The 19,462-nt window shown below is 38.8% G+C and carries 19 protein-coding genes, 1 tRNA gene, 1 other RNA gene and 1 other annotated feature; of the genes, 3 read left to right on the forward strand and 18 right to left on the reverse strand.

Translation table 11 applies throughout. The annotated features are described in order from the left end of the window. Positions 1-154 precede the first annotated feature (154 nt). The 6 genes from ACHUE4_RS16145 to ffs all read right to left on the reverse strand — a co-directional run bounded on the left by ACHUE4_RS16145 (position 155) and on the right by ffs (position 3,832). Positions 155-415 carry a pro-sigmaK processing inhibitor BofA family protein gene (locus ACHUE4_RS16145; RefSeq protein ID WP_394191913.1) on the reverse strand — a complete coding sequence of 87 codons (261 nt, stop codon included), beginning with the start codon at positions 413-415 and terminating at the stop codon, positions 155-157. 63 nt (positions 416-478) lie between these two features. Beyond that, a complete protein-coding gene (locus tag ACHUE4_RS16150; RefSeq protein WP_394191915.1) occupies positions 479-691 on the reverse strand; it encodes a YaaL family protein in 213 nt (70 codons plus the stop codon). Positions 692-711: 20 nt separating this feature from the next. Beyond that, positions 712-1,308 carry a recombination mediator RecR gene (gene recR, locus ACHUE4_RS16155; protein WP_394191917.1) on the reverse strand — a complete coding sequence of 199 codons (597 nt, stop codon included), beginning with the start codon at positions 1,306-1,308 and terminating at the stop codon, positions 712-714. An 11-nt stretch (positions 1,309-1,319) separates the two neighbouring features. Next, on the reverse strand, positions 1,320-1,640 hold the full coding sequence (locus tag ACHUE4_RS16160; RefSeq protein WP_394191919.1) for a YbaB/EbfC family nucleoid-associated protein: 321 nt from the start codon (positions 1,638-1,640) through the stop codon (positions 1,320-1,322). Between the two features lie 13 nt (positions 1,641-1,653). Further along, positions 1,654-3,408 (reverse strand): DNA polymerase III subunit gamma/tau, encoded by a 1,755-nt coding sequence (dnaX, locus tag ACHUE4_RS16165; RefSeq protein ID WP_394191921.1) that lies wholly within the window; start codon positions 3,406-3,408, stop codon positions 1,654-1,656. A gap of 158 nt (positions 3,409-3,566) precedes the next feature. Further along, positions 3,567-3,832: signal recognition particle sRNA large type (ffs, locus tag ACHUE4_RS16170), an RNA gene on the reverse strand. A gap of 236 nt (positions 3,833-4,068) precedes the next feature. Here ffs and ACHUE4_RS16175 point away from each other — a divergent pair. Continuing rightward, positions 4,069-4,161 (forward strand) — tRNA-Ser (locus tag ACHUE4_RS16175). 369 nt (positions 4,162-4,530) lie between these two features. Here ACHUE4_RS16175 and ACHUE4_RS16180 read toward each other — a convergent pair. From ACHUE4_RS16180 to ACHUE4_RS16190, 3 genes are all read right to left on the reverse strand, one after another. Beyond that, positions 4,531-5,199 (reverse strand): deoxynucleoside kinase, encoded by a 669-nt coding sequence (locus ACHUE4_RS16180; RefSeq protein WP_394191923.1) that lies wholly within the window; start codon positions 5,197-5,199, stop codon positions 4,531-4,533. Beyond that, complete coding sequence (locus ACHUE4_RS16185) at positions 5,196-5,834, reverse strand: deoxynucleoside kinase (protein ID WP_394191925.1); 639 nt, start codon at positions 5,832-5,834, stop codon at positions 5,196-5,198. The genes ACHUE4_RS16180 and ACHUE4_RS16185 overlap by 4 nt, the downstream gene beginning before the upstream one ends. A gap of 166 nt (positions 5,835-6,000) precedes the next feature. Next, a complete protein-coding gene (locus ACHUE4_RS16190; protein ID WP_394191927.1) occupies positions 6,001-7,143 on the reverse strand; it encodes a glycosyl hydrolase family 18 protein in 1,143 nt (380 codons plus the stop codon). 84 nt (positions 7,144-7,227) lie between these two features. Here ACHUE4_RS16190 and tadA point away from each other — a divergent pair, with 84 nt between their 5' ends. Continuing rightward, positions 7,228-7,716 carry a tRNA adenosine(34) deaminase TadA gene (gene tadA, locus ACHUE4_RS16195; protein WP_394191929.1) on the forward strand — a complete coding sequence of 163 codons (489 nt, stop codon included), beginning with the start codon at positions 7,228-7,230 and terminating at the stop codon, positions 7,714-7,716. Between the two features lie 58 nt (positions 7,717-7,774). On the opposite strand, the gene serS is transcribed toward tadA, so the two are convergent. The 4 genes from serS to pdxS all read right to left on the reverse strand — a co-directional run bounded on the left by serS (position 7,775) and on the right by pdxS (position 13,229). Next, positions 7,775-9,055, reverse strand: a complete 1,281-nt coding sequence (serS, locus tag ACHUE4_RS16200; protein WP_394191931.1) for a serine--tRNA ligase — start codon at positions 9,053-9,055, stop codon at positions 7,775-7,777. A gap of 79 nt (positions 9,056-9,134) precedes the next feature. Further along, positions 9,135-9,351 (reverse strand) — a binding site (T-box leader). A gap of 444 nt (positions 9,352-9,795) precedes the next feature. Then, positions 9,796-11,457 carry a M4 family metallopeptidase gene (locus ACHUE4_RS16205; RefSeq protein ID WP_394191933.1) on the reverse strand — a complete coding sequence of 554 codons (1,662 nt, stop codon included), beginning with the start codon at positions 11,455-11,457 and terminating at the stop codon, positions 9,796-9,798. A 292-nt stretch (positions 11,458-11,749) separates the two neighbouring features. Beyond that, positions 11,750-12,337: a pyridoxal 5'-phosphate synthase glutaminase subunit PdxT gene (pdxT, locus tag ACHUE4_RS16210; protein WP_394191935.1), complete on the reverse strand. Its 588-nt coding sequence runs from the start codon at positions 12,335-12,337 to the stop codon at positions 11,750-11,752. A 1-nt stretch (position 12,338) separates the two neighbouring features. Beyond that, entirely contained in the window at positions 12,339-13,229 is an 891-nt protein-coding gene (gene pdxS / locus ACHUE4_RS16215) for a pyridoxal 5'-phosphate synthase lyase subunit PdxS (protein ID WP_394191937.1), read from the reverse strand. Positions 13,230-13,334: 105 nt separating this feature from the next. On the opposite strand from pdxS, the gene pdxR reads away from it, so the two are divergent. Further along, positions 13,335-14,744 carry a MocR-like pyridoxine biosynthesis transcription factor PdxR gene (pdxR, locus tag ACHUE4_RS16220; RefSeq protein WP_394191939.1) on the forward strand — a complete coding sequence of 470 codons (1,410 nt, stop codon included), beginning with the start codon at positions 13,335-13,337 and terminating at the stop codon, positions 14,742-14,744. A 131-nt stretch (positions 14,745-14,875) separates the two neighbouring features. Here the strand turns inward: pdxR and ACHUE4_RS16225 are convergent, their stop codons facing one another. From ACHUE4_RS16225 to ACHUE4_RS16245, 5 genes are all read right to left on the reverse strand, one after another. Then, complete coding sequence (locus ACHUE4_RS16225) at positions 14,876-16,234, reverse strand: serine hydrolase (protein ID WP_394191941.1); 1,359 nt, start codon at positions 16,232-16,234, stop codon at positions 14,876-14,878. A 147-nt stretch (positions 16,235-16,381) separates the two neighbouring features. Continuing rightward, positions 16,382-17,845: an IMP dehydrogenase gene (guaB, locus tag ACHUE4_RS16230; protein WP_394191943.1), complete on the reverse strand. Its 1,464-nt coding sequence runs from the start codon at positions 17,843-17,845 to the stop codon at positions 16,382-16,384. Positions 17,846-17,949: 104 nt separating this feature from the next. After that, the gene (locus tag ACHUE4_RS16235; RefSeq protein WP_394191949.1) at positions 17,950-18,426 is read right to left on the reverse strand and encodes a glutathione peroxidase; all 477 of its coding nucleotides are present in this window, start codon (positions 18,424-18,426) and stop codon (positions 17,950-17,952) included. A gap of 200 nt (positions 18,427-18,626) precedes the next feature. Next, positions 18,627-18,785 (reverse strand): hypothetical protein, encoded by a 159-nt coding sequence (locus ACHUE4_RS16240; RefSeq protein ID WP_394191945.1) that lies wholly within the window; start codon positions 18,783-18,785, stop codon positions 18,627-18,629. Positions 18,786-18,886: 101 nt separating this feature from the next. Beyond that, positions 18,887-19,081 carry a hypothetical protein gene (locus ACHUE4_RS16245; protein WP_394191947.1) on the reverse strand — a complete coding sequence of 65 codons (195 nt, stop codon included), beginning with the start codon at positions 19,079-19,081 and terminating at the stop codon, positions 18,887-18,889. Positions 19,082-19,462: the final 381 nt, after the last annotated feature.

The following is a 19,462-nucleotide window of genomic DNA, read 5'->3' on the forward strand; positions in this document are numbered from 1 at the left end:
AACGTTTTTGCTCCGATCGCCTAAGCGATCATCGCTATATTTCGTTGACGTTTTGCTGTTCAGTTTTCAAGGTTCATGTTTTGCATCGCACCTTAGCGACCTTTATTATATTACGCTATGTATTAAACAAAGTCAATACATTATTTGAAATAAGTTATAAAACATAAGAAATCAACAATACACTTAATATTCCTGGGATTCCAAGCGTCGCAATCATTAGTCCTGAAAGGATGTTTACCGGCACATAAAAGCCGAAGAACCCAGAGATGACGTGAATTCCAAACAATACAACGAATGCCATTGCAATTCTAAACCACCAAATCGAAAAAAGTTCAATTACTTTGACTTTCGATTGTTTATTCAAAAATAAAAAAAGAAGTAATATTATACCAATCACATAAAGAGCGAGTTTCATATCGCTTTCCACCTTCCTATTAGTTGTCCACTAATATATGAAGAGATTGGTATAACATATGCTTCATTTTAAAAGTATCTTTCGAATCTTCGCTTCTTTAAATAGAAAGAAATGTTTACTCTCTGCAATTTTTCGTTGAGCAATGACGGACAGATCGTAGTCATCTAGAAAGTCTTCGATGACTTGAGCGTTCTTCCAATCTTCATTTGTCTCTCTTATTAATCGAATTAGGTTTTCATCGAATTCTTTTTTAAGTTTCCCTTTTCGAAAAAACATTTTACGCAATGCCCTCCTCTTTACAACTCGCGTCTACCTTCTAACGCTTTTGACAAGGTCACTTCATCTGCGTACTCTAAATCTCCACCGATGGGTAAGCCATGGGCAATGCGTGTAGTGCGAATGCCGGATGGTTTAACAAGCCTTGAAATATACATAGCAGTGGCTTCCCCTTCTATAGTAGGGTTCGTTGCTAATATCAATTCTTGCACTCTCTCATCCTGCAACCTTTTTAATAAGGGTGGCACGTTAATGTCTTCAGGACCTATTCCGTCCATTGGAGAAATGGCGCCGTGTAGAACGTGGTACAATCCGTGATAATCTCGCATTTTTTCCAAAGCTATCACGTCTTTAGGGTCTTGGACTACACAAATAATTGTGTCATCACGTTGCTTATCTTGGCAGATTCGGCAAGGATCCGTATCTGTGATATGTCCGCAAATGGTGCAATAACTCAAATTTCGTTTTGCATCAACTAAAGCCTTTGCAAAGTCGAGAACGGTATCTTCTTTCATACCTAAAACAAAAAACGCCAGACGGGCCGCAGTTTTCGGCCCGATACCTGGCAATTTCATAAAACTATCAATGAGTTTTGATATTGGTTCAGGATAGTGCATATGGTTTCCTCCTAGAACATGCCAGGGAGGTTCAATCCCTTCGTGAATTGTCCCATCGTGGAGTTCGTTGTTTCTTCAGCTTTTTTCATTGCTTCGTTCGTAGCGATGACGATTAAATCTTGTAACATTTCAACATCTTCTGGATCAACAACAGATTCATCAAGAGCTACTTCTAATACCTCTTTATGCCCTGAAACTGTTACTTTAACCATTCCGCCTCCAGCTACACCTTCAAAGCGTTGTGTTCCTAATTCTTCTTGAGCCTCAGCCATTTGTTTTTGCATTTTTTGCATTTGCTTCATCATACCTTGCATATTTCCCATTCCGCGCATTTAAAATTCCTCCTTAGTCATCATGTATTTCTACAAATTCTTTACCAAACAGTTTTTCAGCCTCTACAATCAATGGATCTTCTGAAGCTCTTTCCTCCGCTTGCATAAAACTCATCATTTCGTCAGCGGCTTGCTCAACATCAGAAGATTCAGGCGTAGTCGGCTTCAAGCCATTTTGACGAATAAAATCTTCACGGATTTTCATCCACTCTTCTTCAGGTACAAACAATACTTCATATGAATTCCCCGTTAAGTTAAGAAGAATCTGAGTAAAGCTGCTTGAGAAGGTTTGATTATCCGCCGCCATTTGGCAATGAATATCATACTTAAATTTTAACACAAAAGCTCTTCCAGATGCGGCTACAGGTTCTGCTTCATTCAATAAAGCAGCGTGTGATTTTTGCAATTGGTTCATAATCGTTGCCCAGTGGGTTTTGATTAACTGAATATCGTCTTTTGTTGCTGTCTTTAATACTTCAGCAATTCGGCCAGTCGGTACTTTATAACCTGATTGGGATTTCGGTCGCTGACGTTTTTGAGGTTCAGTCGCTTGTTGCGCTGCCCCGGCATTTCCAGAAAGTCCTTGTCGCACTTGTTGTTCCAGAGCAATTACTGTTCTTTCAAGTTGTTCGATTTTCTCCTCAAAAGGTGTTAAATCGACTGAATGGGAAGTGACTGCCCCGTCCTTCACTTGAGACATTTTCAATAAAGCTGTTTCTAAATACACTTTTGCGTGATTTGAAAATCGCATCTCTTGTTGTGTTGCTGAAAGGATTTCAATGAATTGATATAACTTTTCTAACGAAAACTGTTCTGCAAGTTCTTTAAATTTCACTTCTGCAGACGCTAGTTCCAACAATTCATCTAAATCCGGTGCTGTATTCATTAACAAGAGATCTCGGAAAAACGTAATCATATCCTCTGTTAAACGTACAGGATCTTTTCCTTCTTTCATTAACTCTTCCAAAAGCATTAAAACTTTTCCAACCTCTTTGGTTAATAAAGCCTCAGCTAGTTGATAAAACACTTCTTGTCCGATAGAACCAGTGACCAACAAAGCATCATTAACCGTCATTTCTTCTCCACTAAATGACACCACTTGATCTAACATACTTAGTGCATCTCGCATCCCGCCACTTGCAGCTTGAGCAATTACTTTCAAAGCTTGCTCATTTGAAGGGATATTAGAATCTGCAAGCACGACTTGCATACGATCGACAATGTCTGACGCTGTAATTCGTTTAAAGTCAAAACGCTGACATCTGGAAATAATTGTCAATGGTAGTTTATGAGGTTCAGTTGTTGCAAGAATGAATACCACATGTTCGGGTGGTTCTTCTAGTGTTTTTAATAAGGCATTGAACGCACTGTTAGATAACATATGGACTTCATCAATGATATATACTTTGAAACGAGAATTTGCAGGTGCAAAGCGTACTTTTTCAATGACATCTCGAATTTCTTCAACACGTGAATTCGAAGCTGCATCAAATTCGATGACATCTGTGTTTGACCCATTTGTAATACTCGTACATGAATCACATTCATTACATGGTTCAGAAATCGGTGCCCGTTCACAGTTTAGTGCTTTCGCAAATATTTTGGCCGCACTCGTTTTTCCTGTTCCCCTTGGACCTGAAAACAAATACGCGTGCGTTGTTTTATTATGAAGGAGAGCATTTTGAAGGGTTTGTTTTATATGTGCTTGGCCTGACATCTCCGCAAAAGATTGCGGGCGGTAGACACGATAAAAAGCTTGATACGCCAACTGATTTCTCCCCTTATTAAATGATTTTAAACAGTCCTTTTAGTATATCATATCTAACCTGTTCTTCCCATTTCATGAAGATGAAAATTACGTTTTTAAGGAATGAAAAAAGGCGCTTGTTCGCATTGCGAACAAACACCTGAATGGAAGTATGTATACCGTGCACCTTCCTTCGACTGGAATACATAAGCGGAACCTCTGTCGTTAGCTCAGTTTAGGCGACCCTGCGGCACATGAGTAAAACCACTTAAGGCTGCTTCCTTCCGGACCTGACCTGATTCATGGACACCCATTGCGCAGGACCCAGACGTCAACACTACGTGCAAAAGTCAGACCCTACATATAAACAGCCTCGAGAAGGAGTTCAGTCTCGCTAGAGCGGATTGCGAGTTACAAGACACCGCTACCTTCCCACCTAGCACGGCATTTACTAGTATAACGATTTCAAATGAAAAAATCAATCGGTTACTATGAATATATAAACGGTACTTTTAGGAAATGAGATTCTTATGAGAAAAAAGCGTGCTTAGTGGAGAAATACTAATAGCGAATAATCACTATGCTTTTTGTAAGAAAAAACAAAATAATAAAACAATAATTTTTTTTGCTATTTTTGTTGACTTTGTTTTTTGTACATGATAAATTATATTTTGTTGACACGGAGGAATACCCAAGTCCGGCTGAAGGGATCGGTCTTGAAAACCGACAGGGGAGTCAAATCCCGCGGGGGTTCGAATCCCTCTTCCTCCTCCATACTTTCAACAAACACGCGCATATATATGGAGATTGTATTCGTTGCTTAGGTAACGAATTTTCTTCTAACATAACTAATCAGAATATTATGAAGGCGACTCCTAGGAGTCGTCTTTTTTGTTATGGACTTTTTGTTGTTTATTAAGTGATAGTTGGCTGAAATTCTGTCCGCGCAAAGCGGAAATGATAGCCATTAATCAACTAATTAGATCATGCATCCTTCTAATATAGCCGTTCCATTGAAACGGAAAGAAGTATCCTTACTCGAGCAATTCATCTAAGAAATAAGTGATATTCATTAAAAACAAAAACAGACTGTAAAACAAACGTATAAAAAGAGTTTGTTTTACAGCCTGAAGGCTTGTCCTACTATTTACGTAATAAAGATGTTTGTTGGATAAAATGGCCAACACGCTCAACAACTGCTTCTACCGTGTCGGGATTTTTCATTAAATCATAATCATTAATGTTTAAACGCAATACTGGACATGCATTGAATGAATTAATCCAGTTTTCATAGCGCTCGTGCATTTCATACCAATATTCAACCGGCGTCTGTTGTTCCATAGGACGTCCACGCTCTTGAATACGGCCTAATATGTCTTCGATTGAACCATCTAAATAAATCAATAAATCTGGATGTGGGAAATAAGGTGTCATAACCATTGCATCAAACAAGCTTGTATACGTCTCGTAATCGGTTAGATTCATCGTTCCTTTTTCCATATGCATTTTTGCGAAAATGCCTGTATCTTCGTAAATTGATCGATCTTGAATAAATCCTCCACCGAATTCAAAGATACGTTTTTGTTCTTTAAAGCGTTCTGCTAGGAAATAGATCTGCAGATGAAAACTCCATTTTTCAAAATCATCATAAAATCGATCTAAGTATGGATTAGCATCTACTTTTTCAAATGATGTGCGGAATTGTAATGCATCTGCCAAAGCTTTCGTCATTGTTGATTTACCAACACCTACTGTACCGGCTATCGTGATGACAGCATTTTTAGGGATACCATATTTTTCGCGTAAGTTCATACTTGGAGACTCCTTTTTTCTAACGTTTCTTGTACTTGATCTAAAATCCATGTCAAATCACTTTCGTTTTGAACAAAATCGATTTCGTCTCCATTAAAACGAAGAACTGGTATTTCAGGATGTGTTTCTTCAAAATGCTGAATGAACGTATGATAATCAGCAGATAACTGTTCCATGTATTCGGCCGATATCATTTTTTCAAATTCACGACCACGTAACGCAATGCGCTTCATCAATGTGTCTAAGCTTGCATGCAAATAAATGACCATGTTCGGCTTTGGCATATCATGAGTTAACGTTCGGTATATGGTTTCATACTTTACATATTCCTCAGGTTGTAACGTACGTTTTGCAAAAATAAGGTTTTTGAAGATGTGATAATCAGCTACAACGGGTTGTTGTTTCGATATGTATTTTTTTTGAATGTCACTTAACTGCTTGTAACGATTACAAAGGAAAAACATTTCCGTTTGGAAGCTCCACTCTTCAATATCTTCATAGAATTTATTCAAAAACGGATTTTCATCCACAATTTCTTTTAACAGATGAAAATTATTCGTATCAGCGATGGCTTTTGATAGCGATGTTTTTCCAACGCCAATCGGACCTTCGACTGTGATAAATGGGATCGGCATCAGATATCTCCTTTAATAGAGGTATTCAATCGGAACTTCACAAAGTGTGGATTTATCCTATTGAAATTTTACTTATTGTTCAATATCAATCAGTGCTTTTAATTCTAACATAGCAAGAAAATGAAAAACAGAGCCAAAATCTACTTTTCCAAAGAGGAAAAGTGATTTAGCTCTGCACCTTTTTCACTTGAAACAATTCGTTTAATAAAAGCCAGTTTTGAGGGAATGGGAAACCGATATGCCAGTAGCTTATACCTCGTAACCCTAACTCTTTGATTAACTCAAACTTAGCGTTTATAGACCTTGCGTCTTCAAACCAAACAACATGTTCTTTGCCATCTAACCAATAGTTAAAGTATGGTGCTTGGGATGTTGTATCGTAAGAAATAGCTGCGTTTCTTTCTCTTGCCAATTCAATTGCTTGTTTTGGACTCAGAGCTCTAGCGTTCGGGTTACCTACTTTAAAAGGCAACGTCCAATCATAGCCATACAAATTTTGCCCCATCATAATTTTATTCCCTGGTATTTCTGTTAAGGCATAAGTGAGAACTTCTCGAACTGGACCAATTGGCGAAACGGCCATCGGTGGTCCACCACTGTATCCCCATTCATACGTCATAATAACAACGAAATCAGCTACCTCACCAATTTGCTTATAATCATGACCTTCATACCATTTACCAACTTGAGTTGCAGATGTTTTAGGCGCTAGTGCGACAGATAATGCCAAGCCTTTCGCAGCCTCTTTTAATTTCTTTAAAAAATCAACGTACGCTTGTCGATCTTCTTTGCGTAAATATTCAAAGTCGACATGAATGTCTTTCGCATTTTTCGCCTTAGCTTCGGCTAAAATATTTTGAATCAGTTTGTCTTGAATGGCAGGATCAGCAAATATCGCTTGGGCGAGCGTATCACTGAATGCACCATCTTCAATATTAGAAATAACAATGGCAGCAATGATATTTTCATCCGCAGCAATCTGTTCGAGTCCGTTCCAATTTAACGGGGTTAATGAACCATCACGTTTCACATCATATGAGAAAGGCATCATATACGTAAGCAATGGACCACGCTTTTTAACTTCGTCCAATAAGCTTTGTGCTGGGCGTTCCGTATACCATTCCACATATGCATTTGATTCAATGGTGGGCCGAGAAGGATCAGGCGCACCTGGAATGACGAGTGTCTGACCAATGACTAACACATCCGGATCTTCAAGTTCATTTAAAGTAGCTAAATTAGCGGCATTTACATTAAATCGATTGGCGATTGAGTACAGGCTATCTCCGGACTTCACAACATAAATCATGAGTATCCTCCTTTACAACATCTCACTTACGATATGCGACAGGTGAATAAAACATGCTACACTAAACACAAGGAGCGATGACGAATGGATGCAATGGAAACAAATCGCCATTATATGCGAGAAGCTTTAATAGAAGCTGATAAAGCTGCGATGTTAGGTGAAGTCCCAATCGGAGCTATTATTACCTATAAGGGAGAAATAATAGCGCGTGCTCATAATTTAAGAGAAACCACGCAAAATGCAACGACACACGCAGAATTGATCGCGATTCAAGAGGCGTGTCAAAAAATAGGAAGCTGGCGTTTAGAAGAAACCACGCTTTATGTCACGCTTGAGCCTTGCCCTATGTGTGCGGGAGCTATTTTACAATCGCGTATTCCGCATGTAGTGTACGGTGCACGTGATGCAAAGGCAGGATGCGTAGACTCACTTTACCGTTTACTGAATGATGAGCGCTTTAACCATGAATGCGAAGTAACAGAAGGTGTTCTTGCTGACGAATGTGGCGGAATTCTAACCACTTTCTTCCGTCAATTACGCGAACAAAAAAAGAACCAGAAACGAAACCGATAATCGGATCATTTCTGGTTTTTTCATTTCAATTTTTTAAAGTTGTTCTGCTAACTAAAGTCTATTTTTTTGCAATGACTTTTTTTCCACCCATATATGGACGTAAAACTTCAGGAATGATAACAGATCCATCTTCTTGTTGGAAGTTTTCCAAAATAGCAGCTACCGTACGACCAAGCGCTAAACCACTTCCGTTTAATGTATGAACGAATTCTGGTTTTCCACCCGCTTCGCGACGGAAACGAATATTCGCACGACGAGCTTGGAAATCTTCAAAGTTACTGCAAGAAGAAATCTCACGGTATACACCTTGCGCCGGAATCCATACTTCTATATCGTATTTTTTCGCAGCCGTAAATCCTAAATCAGCTGTACACATTTTCAGAACGCGGTATGGCAGTCCCAATAATTGAAGAACTTTTTCAGCATGTCCAGTTAACTTCTCCAACTCGTTATAAGAATCATCTGGGCTAACAAAACGAACCAATTCGACTTTGTTAAATTGATGCTGGCGAATCAACCCACGCGTATCGCGACCTGCAGATCCCGCTTCAGAACGGAAACATGCACTATATGCAGCAAACCCTTGTGGCAACATATCATTCGTTAAAATTTCATCACGATAGAAATTTGTAACCGTTACTTCTGATGTTGGAATCAAGAAGAAATCTTCTTTTTCAATTAAGAATGCATCTTCTTCAAATTTAGGCAATTGACCAGTACCCGTTAAACTCGCACGGTTCGCTAAGTAAGGTGGTAGCATTTCTTCATAACCATGCTCTTCTGTATGAAGGTCGATCATAAAGTTCATCAACGCTCGCTCTAAACGTGCACCGAGTCCACGGTAAAATAAGAAACGGCTACCTGTTGTTTTTGCTGCACGTTCAAAATCAATAATATTTAAGTCTGTCGCAATATCCCAATGCGGTTTTGGCTCAAAATCAAATTCACGAATTTCTCCCCATTTACGGTCTTCAACATTATCGTCTTCCGTTTCGCCAACTGGAACACTTTCATGTGGAATATTAGGAAGACGCATCATCATATCCTCAAACTTCGCCTCTACTTCTCGAAGCTCATCATCAATCACTTTAATTTCGTCGCCTACTTCACGCATACGAACAATTAAATCATCAGCATTTTCTTTATTACGTTTCATTGTAGCAATTTGACCTGATACTTCATTACGTTCTGCTTTTAACACTTCTGCTTTACCGATTAATTCACGACGTTTCCCATCTAACTCGGCAAACTGATCGAAATTCCCGAGGTCTTCGCCACGCTTTTCTAATTTTGCTTTGACTTCTTCATAATTATCTCTGACGCGTTTTACATCTAACATGTTTTTTCCTCCTTTGAATGGTGATGATGGAAAGTGGAATAAGACTTTTAGACAACAAAAAAAGCCCTCCATCCCCTTGGAAAGGGACGAGAGCTACCCGCGTTGCCACCCTGATTGACTTGTTCATTACAAACAAATCCACTTGTTTCATAACGGCTTTTCAACCGGCTACAACTTACTATTCGTTCAGTTGCGCAACTCCAGGACGGATTCACAAGTGTTTTTACCGGCTTGCACCACCCGCCGGCTCTCTAGAAAAAACAGAGCTTGTTACTACTTCCCATCATCGTTTCATATGTGAAATTAAACATACTTTACTACAGGATGTGACATTTGGCAAGCACCTATTCACTTTTGAAAAATACAGGTTGAACTAAAAATGGTGTCTGAAAATGAAGGTGGTCGGCTATTTCTTTCGCTTTCCGCGGACGAAACGCCAGCCTCCTCGGCTATTAAAAACCTATGCTCCTGCGGTTACTCGTCGCAAACGAATTGTGCACAATTCGTTGCCTGTGGGGTCTAGCGTGTTTCGTTTTTCCGCAGGAGTCTTCAGAAATAGCCAACCACTTTCCTACTAAAACTATTCCACGTGCTTGAAGCCGTCGCGAAGGAAATCAATTTTTATACATGGATACTGTTTTCATAGTCTACAGTTGAATACAGCTTGCACCAAAAATGGTGCAAGCTGTATGTAGATACCTATATTCGTAAACTTATACGTAATAATCCATATCGCTTCTTTAATTTACACCTACTGCACTAAATGCCGCTTTCACACTCGTCATTTCAGCACTACTAGCTCCGTATAAATCCGTTGCCGCTTGAACAGATGCTGCACGATACTGACTGAATGTAGAGTTTGGAGTTAAATATTGAGTTAAAGTACGATAGAATATCTTCCCTGTTTTGTCGTTACCAATTCCAGCTACACTTACACCGTAGTGTGTTCCACCATTTGATAATAAGTAAGCAGCTTTGTTACTGATACCACTGTTCCAGTGAACCCCACCGTTATCTGATGTTCCGATATAACGATTTGAGTAATGATCTGGATCGCCACTTTCAGTTGGGTCAGCCATTGAACGAAGCGCATCGCCAGCAGTTGATGGTGTGTAGATGTCTTCACCAATCTGCCAATCTGGATTGTTATTAAAATGGTATTCAACTAATGTACCAAAAATATCAGACATGGACTCATTGATAGCCCCAGATTCATTTTGATAAATCAGGTCTGCTGTTGTATCTGTAACTGCATGTGTTAATTCATGAGCGATTACATCAAGTGCCCCAGATAACGGGATGAATGTTGAACCATCGCCATCTCCATAAACCATTTGAGACCCGCTCCAAAATGCATTATTGTAATTACGTCCATAATGCACAGTTGAGATTAGTTGTGCCCCATTTCCATCATAACTATTACGTGCATGTACATCTTTATAATAATCATAGGTTTGTGCCGCATACGCATGAGCATCAACAGCAGCACCATCGTAAGCTGCATTATATACGTTATCTGCATCTAACCATAATGTTCCTGGCGTACGAGTCCGGTTTTTTGCATCATATGTAAAAATACCATTTCCTCGCGTGCGATCCACTAAATATGATCCATTACTATTTGTTACGGTATTAAACGATTTAGAATCTCCTAACACACCTTTACCAGTTCCTACTGTATTTGTACCTGTTGGTGAAGTGACGCCTTCACTAGGTTTAGCTTCATGGATTTGATTATACGAATTTAAAATTTCTCCAGTTTGGGCATCCACGAAGTATTGATAATTCCCTGGTGAAGGATAAAGGAATTCAAATTCTACTGCATAAGCGAACTTCGCTTCTCCATCTCTTGTATAAACAACAAATTCTGGAGTCGCTTCATGTTCTAACTCAGGTGTTTCACCTAATTTTGCTTCCAAATCTTTGGCTGCTGTTGCCACAGCATCAGCTCGTTTTACTTTAGATCCTTCTTTTAAAGCTGCTTTTTTATCAAGTTCAGGTGCAACTTCCCCAGAAACCGCTGTTAGTACGCCTTCTTTATTAACATGAGCTGTAACAACTGCTCCAAATACAGGAACACCTTTATAAATTTGTTGTAATTTCAGTTGCGTAAAGCCAAGTTCATCTTTTGACTCTTTAACAACTTTAAAGCTTGAAAATGGATCATTGCTAAATTTATAAACTCCTTGTTTTTGTGCAAGAAAGTCAAATACTATTTCTTTTGCTGCTTTTTTCGATGGCGCTGATAGTTTACCTGAAATAAAGTTTGGTGCTTTACTATTTTCATTTACATGAATCTTTTCAGAAATTCCGCTACCAGGTGCTGCGTATACAGGTGCAACAGCAGCAGATAATGCCATCGTTGCCGCTAAACTTAAACTTACTAATTTCTTCTTCTTCACTCAACTTCACTCCTCAAATTCTGAAAGTTCCGATAGTTTATCGGGTAATTCACATTCTAACTTTTTAACTATTCAGAATATATAGGAAACGAAGACTGTTTTTATTTGGAGATTTACGGGTTTATTTTCCTGTGCTTCCAACTGCATTTTTTTGAAATTTAGTTTTTAATAAAGAATTCCCAGTCAAATTTAGTCCACAGTCACCTGATTCTTGGAATTTGTGGAAAAATTGAAAAACCTACCATTTGGTAGGCCTCAATTTTTTGTAAATGTATTTTCAAACTTCAAGGTTTCAAGTTTTTTGGTTGATACGGTTTTCAACAAGTTTAACAAAATAAGCTGTTATACGATGATCATCTGTTAGTTCAGGATGGAATGAACAGCCAAGAAATTGACCTTGTTGGGCCATTACAATGCGGCCATTATGTTCACATAAAACCTTAGTAGTAGAGCCTACCTCTGTAATATGAGGAGCTCTAATAAATACCGCTGGGAAGTCTTCCGCTACTCCGAGAATAGACAAGTTTGCTTCAAAGCTATCAACTTGGCGGCCAAAAGAATTTCGTTCTACCGTTACGTCCATTAACCCAAGATGCGATTGGTCATAATTAACGAGTGATTTCGCTAAAAGAATGAGTCCCGCACATGTTCCAAACATGGGATGTCCTTCATTCGCAAATACACGAAGGGGTTCCATCATGCCATATAAATCGATTAGACGTCTCATCGTCGTGCTTTCACCACCAGGTAAAATGAGACCATCAATTCCATTCAAATCTTCTGCACGTTTTACAAGCACCGCATTTGCACTACAAGCTTCTATAGAAGTGACATGTTCTCTTACTGCTCCTTGCAGAGCTAATACGCCTATTTTCACCATCTTATAGCACTCGATCCTGCATACGATCTTTCGCTTCCAAACGAGAAATTTCAATACCTTTCATTGGCATTCCTAGGTCTTTTGAGATTTCGACAAGTAATTTATAGTCTTGATAATGAGTTGTTGCTTCAACAATCGCACGTGCAAATTTTGCTGGGTTATCTGACTTAAAGATACCTGATCCAACGAAGACACCATCCGCTCCAAGCTCCATCATTAATGCAGCATCTGCTGGAGTGGCTACGCCACCTGCTGCAAAGTTAACAACGGGTAAACGACCTAAACGCTTGATTTCAAGTAATACATGGTAGGGTGCTCCCAAAATTTTTGCTTCTGTCATTAACTCATCATCATTCATGTTGATGACTTTGCGAACTTGTGCATGTAATTTACGTAAATGACGAACTGCCTCCACGATATTCCCTGTTCCTGGTTCCCCTTTTGTACGAAGCATGGAAGCTCCTTCACCGATTCGACGAGCTGCTTCACCCAAGTCTTTATTTCCACAAACAAACGGCACTGTGAATTGACTCTTAATCAAGTGGTACTCTTCGTCTGCAGGAGTTAAAACTTCTGATTCATCAATATAGTCAACACCCATTGCTTCAAGCATGCGTGCCTCTGAAATATGTCCAATACGCGCTTTCGCCATCACTGGAATCGTGACAGCATTCATCACTTCTTCTGTGATACGAGGGTCAGCCATACGAGCTACGCCACCAGCCGCGCGAATATCAGAAGGTACACGTTCTAAGGCCATTACTGCTACTGCACCTGCTGCTTCCGCAATTCGTGCTTGTTCCGCGTTTATTACGTCCATGATGACGCCGCCTTTTTGCATTTCTGCCATGCCTCGCTTCACACGATCCGTACCCGTTAGATGTTGATTCATATTGATAAACCCTCCATTCCATAATAATCTTTAGTATAATGAAATATGACCATAATAAAAGTGTCAGTTTCTTCTTTATTAACATGGTCAGAAGGAGTGGAAACGATGGATATGTGGTTAATCCAATTAAATAAAACCTCACAAACTCCCCTTTATGCCCAACTTTATGAAGAAATGAAAGAGGCCATTATTAAGGGGGATTTACTGGTTGGAACCAAGTTGCCTTCGAAAAGAAAATTAGCTGAATTTTTATCCATCAGCCAAACAACAATAGAATTAGCCTACGCGCAGCTAGTCGCAGAAGGTTTTATTTCTTCAGTATCTAGACGCGGCTTTTTTGTAGAAGAAGTGGCAGAACTAGCTTATGTAGAACAACCACGTGAAATTGCAGATGAAATGGAGTCTGTGAAACCGAATTACTCAATCGACTTTCATTCTGGAAAAATAGACACATCGGCTTTTCCGTTCAATCAATGGCGGAAGTATGCAAAAGATGTATTAGATGAGTCCTCACGTGACTTATTATTACTTGGACATCCTCAAGGGGATTTAGAGCTACGACAAGAAATTGCGAGCTATTTATATTCATCGCGAGGTGTACGATGTGCGCCTCAACAAATTATTTTAGGTTCAGGTACCGAACAATTAATGCCTTTGTTAATTCGCTTACTTGGAAAGCAATCTGTATATGCTATTGAAAATCCTGGCTATCCGTTAACTCACCATATATTTGTGAACCATGATCGTTCTGTCATTCCTATACCTGTAGATAGTGATGGCATGAATGTGAATGAACTAGAGAAAACGGACGCTTCTGTCGCGTATGTCACTCCATCTCATCAGTTTCCAACAGGTGCAATTCTTTCAGCATCTCGACGAGTTCAACTACTGAATTGGGCTTCTGCTAAAGAAGGCCGCTACATTATTGAGGATGATTATGATAGTGAATTTCGTTACATAGGAAAACCGATTCCTTCCCTGCAAGGTATTGACCAAAGTGAGCGTGTGATTTATATCAGTACATTTTCTAAATCGTTAATGCCATCATTAAGAATGGCCTATTTAGTGTTGCCAATGCATATTTTACAAGAGTATAGAAAAACATTTCCTTACTATTCGTCAACGGTTCCTAGACTCGATCAGCATGTTTTAGCTCAATTTATGAATGCCGGCCATTTCTCTAAACATTTAAATCGCATGAGAAAGATATACCGTAAAAAACTAGAGAAACTCACTTCTTCTCTGGCTGGCTACGCGCCACTTGTACAAATATCAGGGGAACAAGCAGGGATGCATATCGTCTTAACGATTGACCTGGAGAAAACCGACAAAGAACTCGTTGAATTAGCTTTGGATCAAGGAATTCGAGTATACGCGCGGTCTGAATATATGGTGACTTCTAATGACCAATCATCAAAACCACAAATCTTACTTGGCTTTGGCGGATTTTTAGAAACCGAAATTGAAAAAGCCGTTCAATTATTAATGAATGCATGGGGAATATCATCTACATGAAATGAGAAAACACATCCTGTCTAATGATAAGACAAGATGTGTTCCCTAAAGCTGATATTCTATTTAATCAAAGTAAAATAGAAAAAGACCGTGAGCTCTCAATTTAATGAGACTTCACGGTCTTTTGTAGTTTAAAATAAACCAGTTACGAAACCTTTTGCTCCATCCCAAAGGTTAGCAAAGAAGTGACCAACTGCTTGAAGTCCTAATGAGAACCAGCTTGCGCGTTCTACCGCATCGTTTGTAACGACATTAGCAGTAGCCGATTTACCAGTAATATACCCATAATCAGTTCCTTCAGATTTAACAACTTCAACTTGTCCAACGACTTCATCTTCTTTAATCGCAGCTTCTAAAGATCCGTCTGTTAGTTTCTTTTTATCGATTACTAACTTAGGTACATACAAATCTTTTTCACTTGTTTTAACAACCATTTCAATTGGATCTTTCACTGTAATGCCAACGAAGTCTTCTTTCCCTTTTTGCACTGGTAGTTGTTTTTGTTTTTTAAACTTGTAACCAGCAGGAACAATTTCTTCTTTTGAAAATTGAGAGAATCCGTAATTGAATAAAGCCGCAGTTGCATCAAAACGAGCTTTATATGAACCTTGACCTTTTGAATCTACTGCTTTTGTAACAACTGCAATGACACGCATGCCATCTTTCGTAGCTGTTCCAGTGAAGCAATGTCCAGCAAAATCAGTCGTACCTGTTTTCAAACCATCAACTGTTGCATTTTTGTATTCAAAAACAAGACCTGGAAGCATGAAGTTCCAGTTGTCCATTTTAATTTCATCAGAAGTTCCTTCACGGAATTTCATCGTTTTAATGCTAGTTGTTTCTAATACTTGAGGATAATCTTTCATTAAATGATAAGCAAGTTTAGCGACAGATTTTGCAGGCATCACATTTTCATCCGTTTCGCCTGTTCCTTCTGGATGGCTTCCTTGTAAGTCTGCATTATTTAGTCCAGTCGAATTGACAAATTTGTAGCCTTCTAATCCTAATTCGTCAGCTTTTTTATTCATCATCGCAACAAATTCTGTTTCAGTTCCAGCAATGGTTTCTGCGATTGCAATAGTCGCAGCATTTGCCGAATAAATCGCCATCGCTTCATACAATTCTTTTATCGTATACGAATCATCTTCACGTAATGGAACATTACTTAAACGTCGATCTTGTGAAATTCGGTACGTATAGTCAGTTACTGAGTAACGTTGGTCCCACTTAATTTGACCCTTTTCAATCGCTTCAAACATTAAGTACTCAGTCATCATTTTCGTCATACTAGCAATTCCTACAGCTGTATCTGCATTTTGTTCATATAAAATTTTTCCTGAATCCGCGTCAATTAAAATCGCACTATCTACTAATAAATTTAAGTTATCATCTGCAGCATCTGCTGATTTTGGTTGTGCTACAACCGTGCTCACCAATAACATAGGTAAGATTAACCAGCGTACTAGCGCTTTGTTCCATACACTTTTCACTTTTTAGAACCTCCGCCATTCTCATTTTTCCTTTTTCCCTTGCTCATTCTATCATAAATTTCGTCTCACCGGCATATTCCTTGAAAAAAGCACCCATTCTGCCTAATTAAAAGACGCAGAATAGGTGCTAAAGTTTCGCTTTTTAAATTAAATAGAATAGTTTGGAGCTTCTTTCGTAATTTGGACATCATGTGGATGACTTTCACGAAGACCTGCACCTGTCATACGAATGAACTGTGAACGTTCACGTAAATCAGTTAAATCCTTCGTTCCGCAATAACCCATGCCTGCACGAATACCGCCCATTAATTGATGAATCGTATCTGAAAGTGGCCCTTTATAAGGAAGTCTTCCTTCAATACCTTCTGGAACCAATTTCTTCGCATCATCTTGGAAGTAACGGTCTTTTGACCCCTTTTCCATAGCGCCAATTGAGCCCATACCGCGATAGACTTTAAAGCGACGGCCTTGGAATATTTCAGTATCTCCAGGACTTTCAGATGTACCTGCAAGCAAGCTACCCAACATAACAACATGTCCACCAGCAGCCAAAGCTTTTACAATATCACCTGAATACTTAATGCCGCCATCTGCAATAATCGTTTTTCCATGTTTACGAGCTTCCGATGCACAATCATAGACAGCAGTAATTTGTGGTACTCCCACACCTGCCACTACACGGGTTGTACAAATAGAACCTGGACCAATTCCTACTTTAACAACATCCGCTCCAGCTTCGTATAATGCCGCAGTACCTTCGGCTGTTGCCACATTCCCTGCAATAATATCTAAGTCAGGATGATTTGCACGAATTGAACGAATCGTATCTAGCACACCTTTTGAATGGCCATGTGCCGTATCAATAACAATCACATCTACTTGTGCTTTCACCAAATGTTCAACGCGTTTCATTGTATCAGACGTTACTCCTACTGCAGCTCCAACAAGCAATCGACCGTGATGATCTTTCGCAGCATTTGGAAATTCAATAACTTTTTCAATATCTTTGATGGTAATTAAGCCTTTTAACATGCCGGCTTCATCAACAATTGGAAGCTTTTCAATCTTATATTGTTGGAGGATTTTTTCTGCATCTTCAAGAGTTGTCCCAACTGGTGCCGTAACTAGCTTTTCTTTCGTCATTACTTCATCGATCGTTAACGAATAATCTTGAATGAAACGTAAATCACGATTCGTAATAATTCCGACTAATTTTAACTCTTCTTTATTATTTACAATCGGTACACCCGAGATACGATATTTGCCCATTAAATGTTCTGCATCAAATACTTGATGAGTTGGAGTAAGGAAGAAAGGATCCGTAATAACGCCATTTTCAGAGCGTTTTACGGTAACAACTTGTTCAGCTTGATCTTCGATACTCATATTTTTATGAATGACACCAAGTCCACCTTGACGTGCCATAGAAATAGCCATTGCTGCTTCAGTAACAGTATCCATACCAGCACTGATAATCGGTATGTTTAACTTCACTTTATCCGTTAATTGAACAGACAAATCAACATCCTTTGGTAACACGTCAGATTTACCTGGAACTAATAATACATCATCGAAAGTTAAGCCTTCTTTAACAAATTTAGATTCCCACATATTCTCCTTCTCCTCCTATATGCTCTTGAATATTATTGTAAGGTTATCAGCGGCTACAAAGACTGTCAAGAAGCTTTAATTAGAAAGAGTATTCACATTTTTCCTTAAATATATTTCAGTAAATCATCTTCAATTTTTTTAGGAGATGATTGAGGTGCATAACGTTTAACCACTTTCCCATCAGGATCAACTAAAAATTTTGTAAAGTTCCATTTAATGTCCTCAGTCAATAAACCTTTCTTTTGTGAAACCAAATATTCGAACAAAGGATGAGCTTGATCACCTTTTACATTAATTTTTTTAAACATAGGAAAAGATACACCATAATTTAATTGACAAAATTCCATTGTATCTTTCATATCTGCAAACTCTTGATCATTAAATTGATCACTAGGAAAACCTAATACAACAAGACCCTGATCTTTATATTCTTCATACAACTCTTGTAACTCTTTAAACTGTGGTGTAAAACCACATTTGCTAGCAGTATTTACAATAATCATTGGCTTCCCCTCATATTCGCGCAATGACACGTCTTCACCATTTGAATTCGTTGCAGTAAAATCATATATATTTTTCATCATATTCACTACATCCCTTCTTTTTTCAATCTATGTAGTTAACATATCGAGTTAATGCTTTTTGTACAAGTAAAAGGACTCTATGAACCTGCTCGTAGAGACTGGAGAAAGTGCTGTATCTTTTATTGGATATATTGCTCAATCACTTTCTTACATTAAATAAACATTTTCTATATTCGTTCTGTCCTGCGATACCCAATTCAATAGATGTCGCCAACAGAAAAGGCTGCACAAGCAGCCCAATTTGTCTTTTTACGCTTCGCTACTAGCGCGTTAAATTGTTTGGAAATCGTGAATTTTAGAATGGGATGTCCGAATCCTTGAATAGGCCATTCGAAATCTAGAATAACACCGTCCAAATGGAGAATACCCTCATCCAATCCTTGAATACGACTCGCGAAATCGAGAATGTCTTTTTTCAGGCTCACTATACCTAAAAAACTAAAACCTGTAATGCGATTTATTCATTAGAAAAGACTGCACAAACAGAAGACGTGTGAGTTAGTTCGCCAACAGAAAAGGCTGCACAAGCAGCCCAATTTGTCTTTTTACGCTTCGCTACTAGCGCGTTAAATTGTTTGGAAATCGTGAATTTTAGAATGGGATGTCCGAATCCTTGAATAGGCCATTCGAAATCTAGAATAACACCGTCCAAATGGAGAATACCCTCATCCAATCCTTGAATACGACTCGCGAAATCGAGAATGTCTTTTTTCAGGCTCACTATACCTAAAAAACTAAAACCTGTAATGCGATTTATTCATTAGAAAATACTGCACAAACAGAAGACGTGTCAGTTGGTGAGCCAACAGACACCATTCTTGCGCGTTAAATTGTTTAGAAATCGTGAATTTTAGAATGTGATGCCCGAATCCTTGAATAGCCTATGCGAATTCTAGAATAGCATCCTCCAAATGGAGAATACGATCGACCAATCCTTGAATACCACCGCGAAATGGAGAATGACACGATATCCCCTACTACGCTCAACCTAAAAAAGAACACAAAAAAACCAGTACCTCTCGGTACTGATTTC

Source organism: Paenisporosarcina quisquiliarum, assembly GCF_043641925.1.
GTDB lineage: Bacteria > Bacillota > Bacilli > Bacillales_A > Planococcaceae > Paenisporosarcina > Paenisporosarcina quisquiliarum_A.

Excerpts from the sequence above, each read along its gene's own strand:
- ACHUE4_RS16145 (WP_394191913.1), bottom strand. The coding sequence starts at position 415 with ATGAAACTCGCTCTTTATGTGATTGGTATAATATTACTTCTTTTTTTA.
- ACHUE4_RS16150 (WP_394191915.1), bottom strand. The coding sequence starts at position 691 with ATGTTTTTTCGAAAAGGGAAACTTAAAAAAGAATTCGATGAAAACCTA.
- recR (WP_394191917.1), bottom strand. The coding sequence starts at position 1,308 with ATGCACTATCCTGAACCAATATCAAAACTCATTGATAGTTTTATGAAA.
- ACHUE4_RS16160 (WP_394191919.1), bottom strand. The coding sequence starts at position 1,640 with ATGCGCGGAATGGGAAATATGCAAGGTATGATGAAGCAAATGCAAAAA.
- ACHUE4_RS16180 (WP_394191923.1), bottom strand. The coding sequence starts at position 5,199 with ATGAACTTACGCGAAAAATATGGTATCCCTAAAAATGCTGTCATCACG.
- ACHUE4_RS16185 (WP_394191925.1), bottom strand. The coding sequence starts at position 5,834 with ATGCCGATCCCATTTATCACAGTCGAAGGTCCGATTGGCGTTGGAAAA.
- ACHUE4_RS16190 (WP_394191927.1), bottom strand. The coding sequence starts at position 7,143 with ATGATTTATGTTGTGAAGTCCGGAGATAGCCTGTACTCAATCGCCAAT.
- tadA (WP_394191929.1), top strand. The coding sequence starts at position 7,228 with ATGGATGCAATGGAAACAAATCGCCATTATATGCGAGAAGCTTTAATA.
- serS (WP_394191931.1), bottom strand. The coding sequence starts at position 9,055 with ATGTTAGATGTAAAACGCGTCAGAGATAATTATGAAGAAGTCAAAGCA.
- pdxT (WP_394191935.1), bottom strand. The coding sequence starts at position 12,337 with ATGGTGAAAATAGGCGTATTAGCTCTGCAAGGAGCAGTAAGAGAACAT.
- pdxS (WP_394191937.1), bottom strand. The coding sequence starts at position 13,229 with ATGAATCAACATCTAACGGGTACGGATCGTGTGAAGCGAGGCATGGCA.
- pdxR (WP_394191939.1), top strand. The coding sequence starts at position 13,335 with ATGGATATGTGGTTAATCCAATTAAATAAAACCTCACAAACTCCCCTT.
- guaB (WP_394191943.1), bottom strand. The coding sequence starts at position 17,845 with ATGTGGGAATCTAAATTTGTTAAAGAAGGCTTAACTTTCGATGATGTA.
- ACHUE4_RS16235 (WP_394191949.1), bottom strand. The coding sequence starts at position 18,426 with ATGAAAAATATATATGATTTTACTGCAACGAATTCAAATGGTGAAGAC.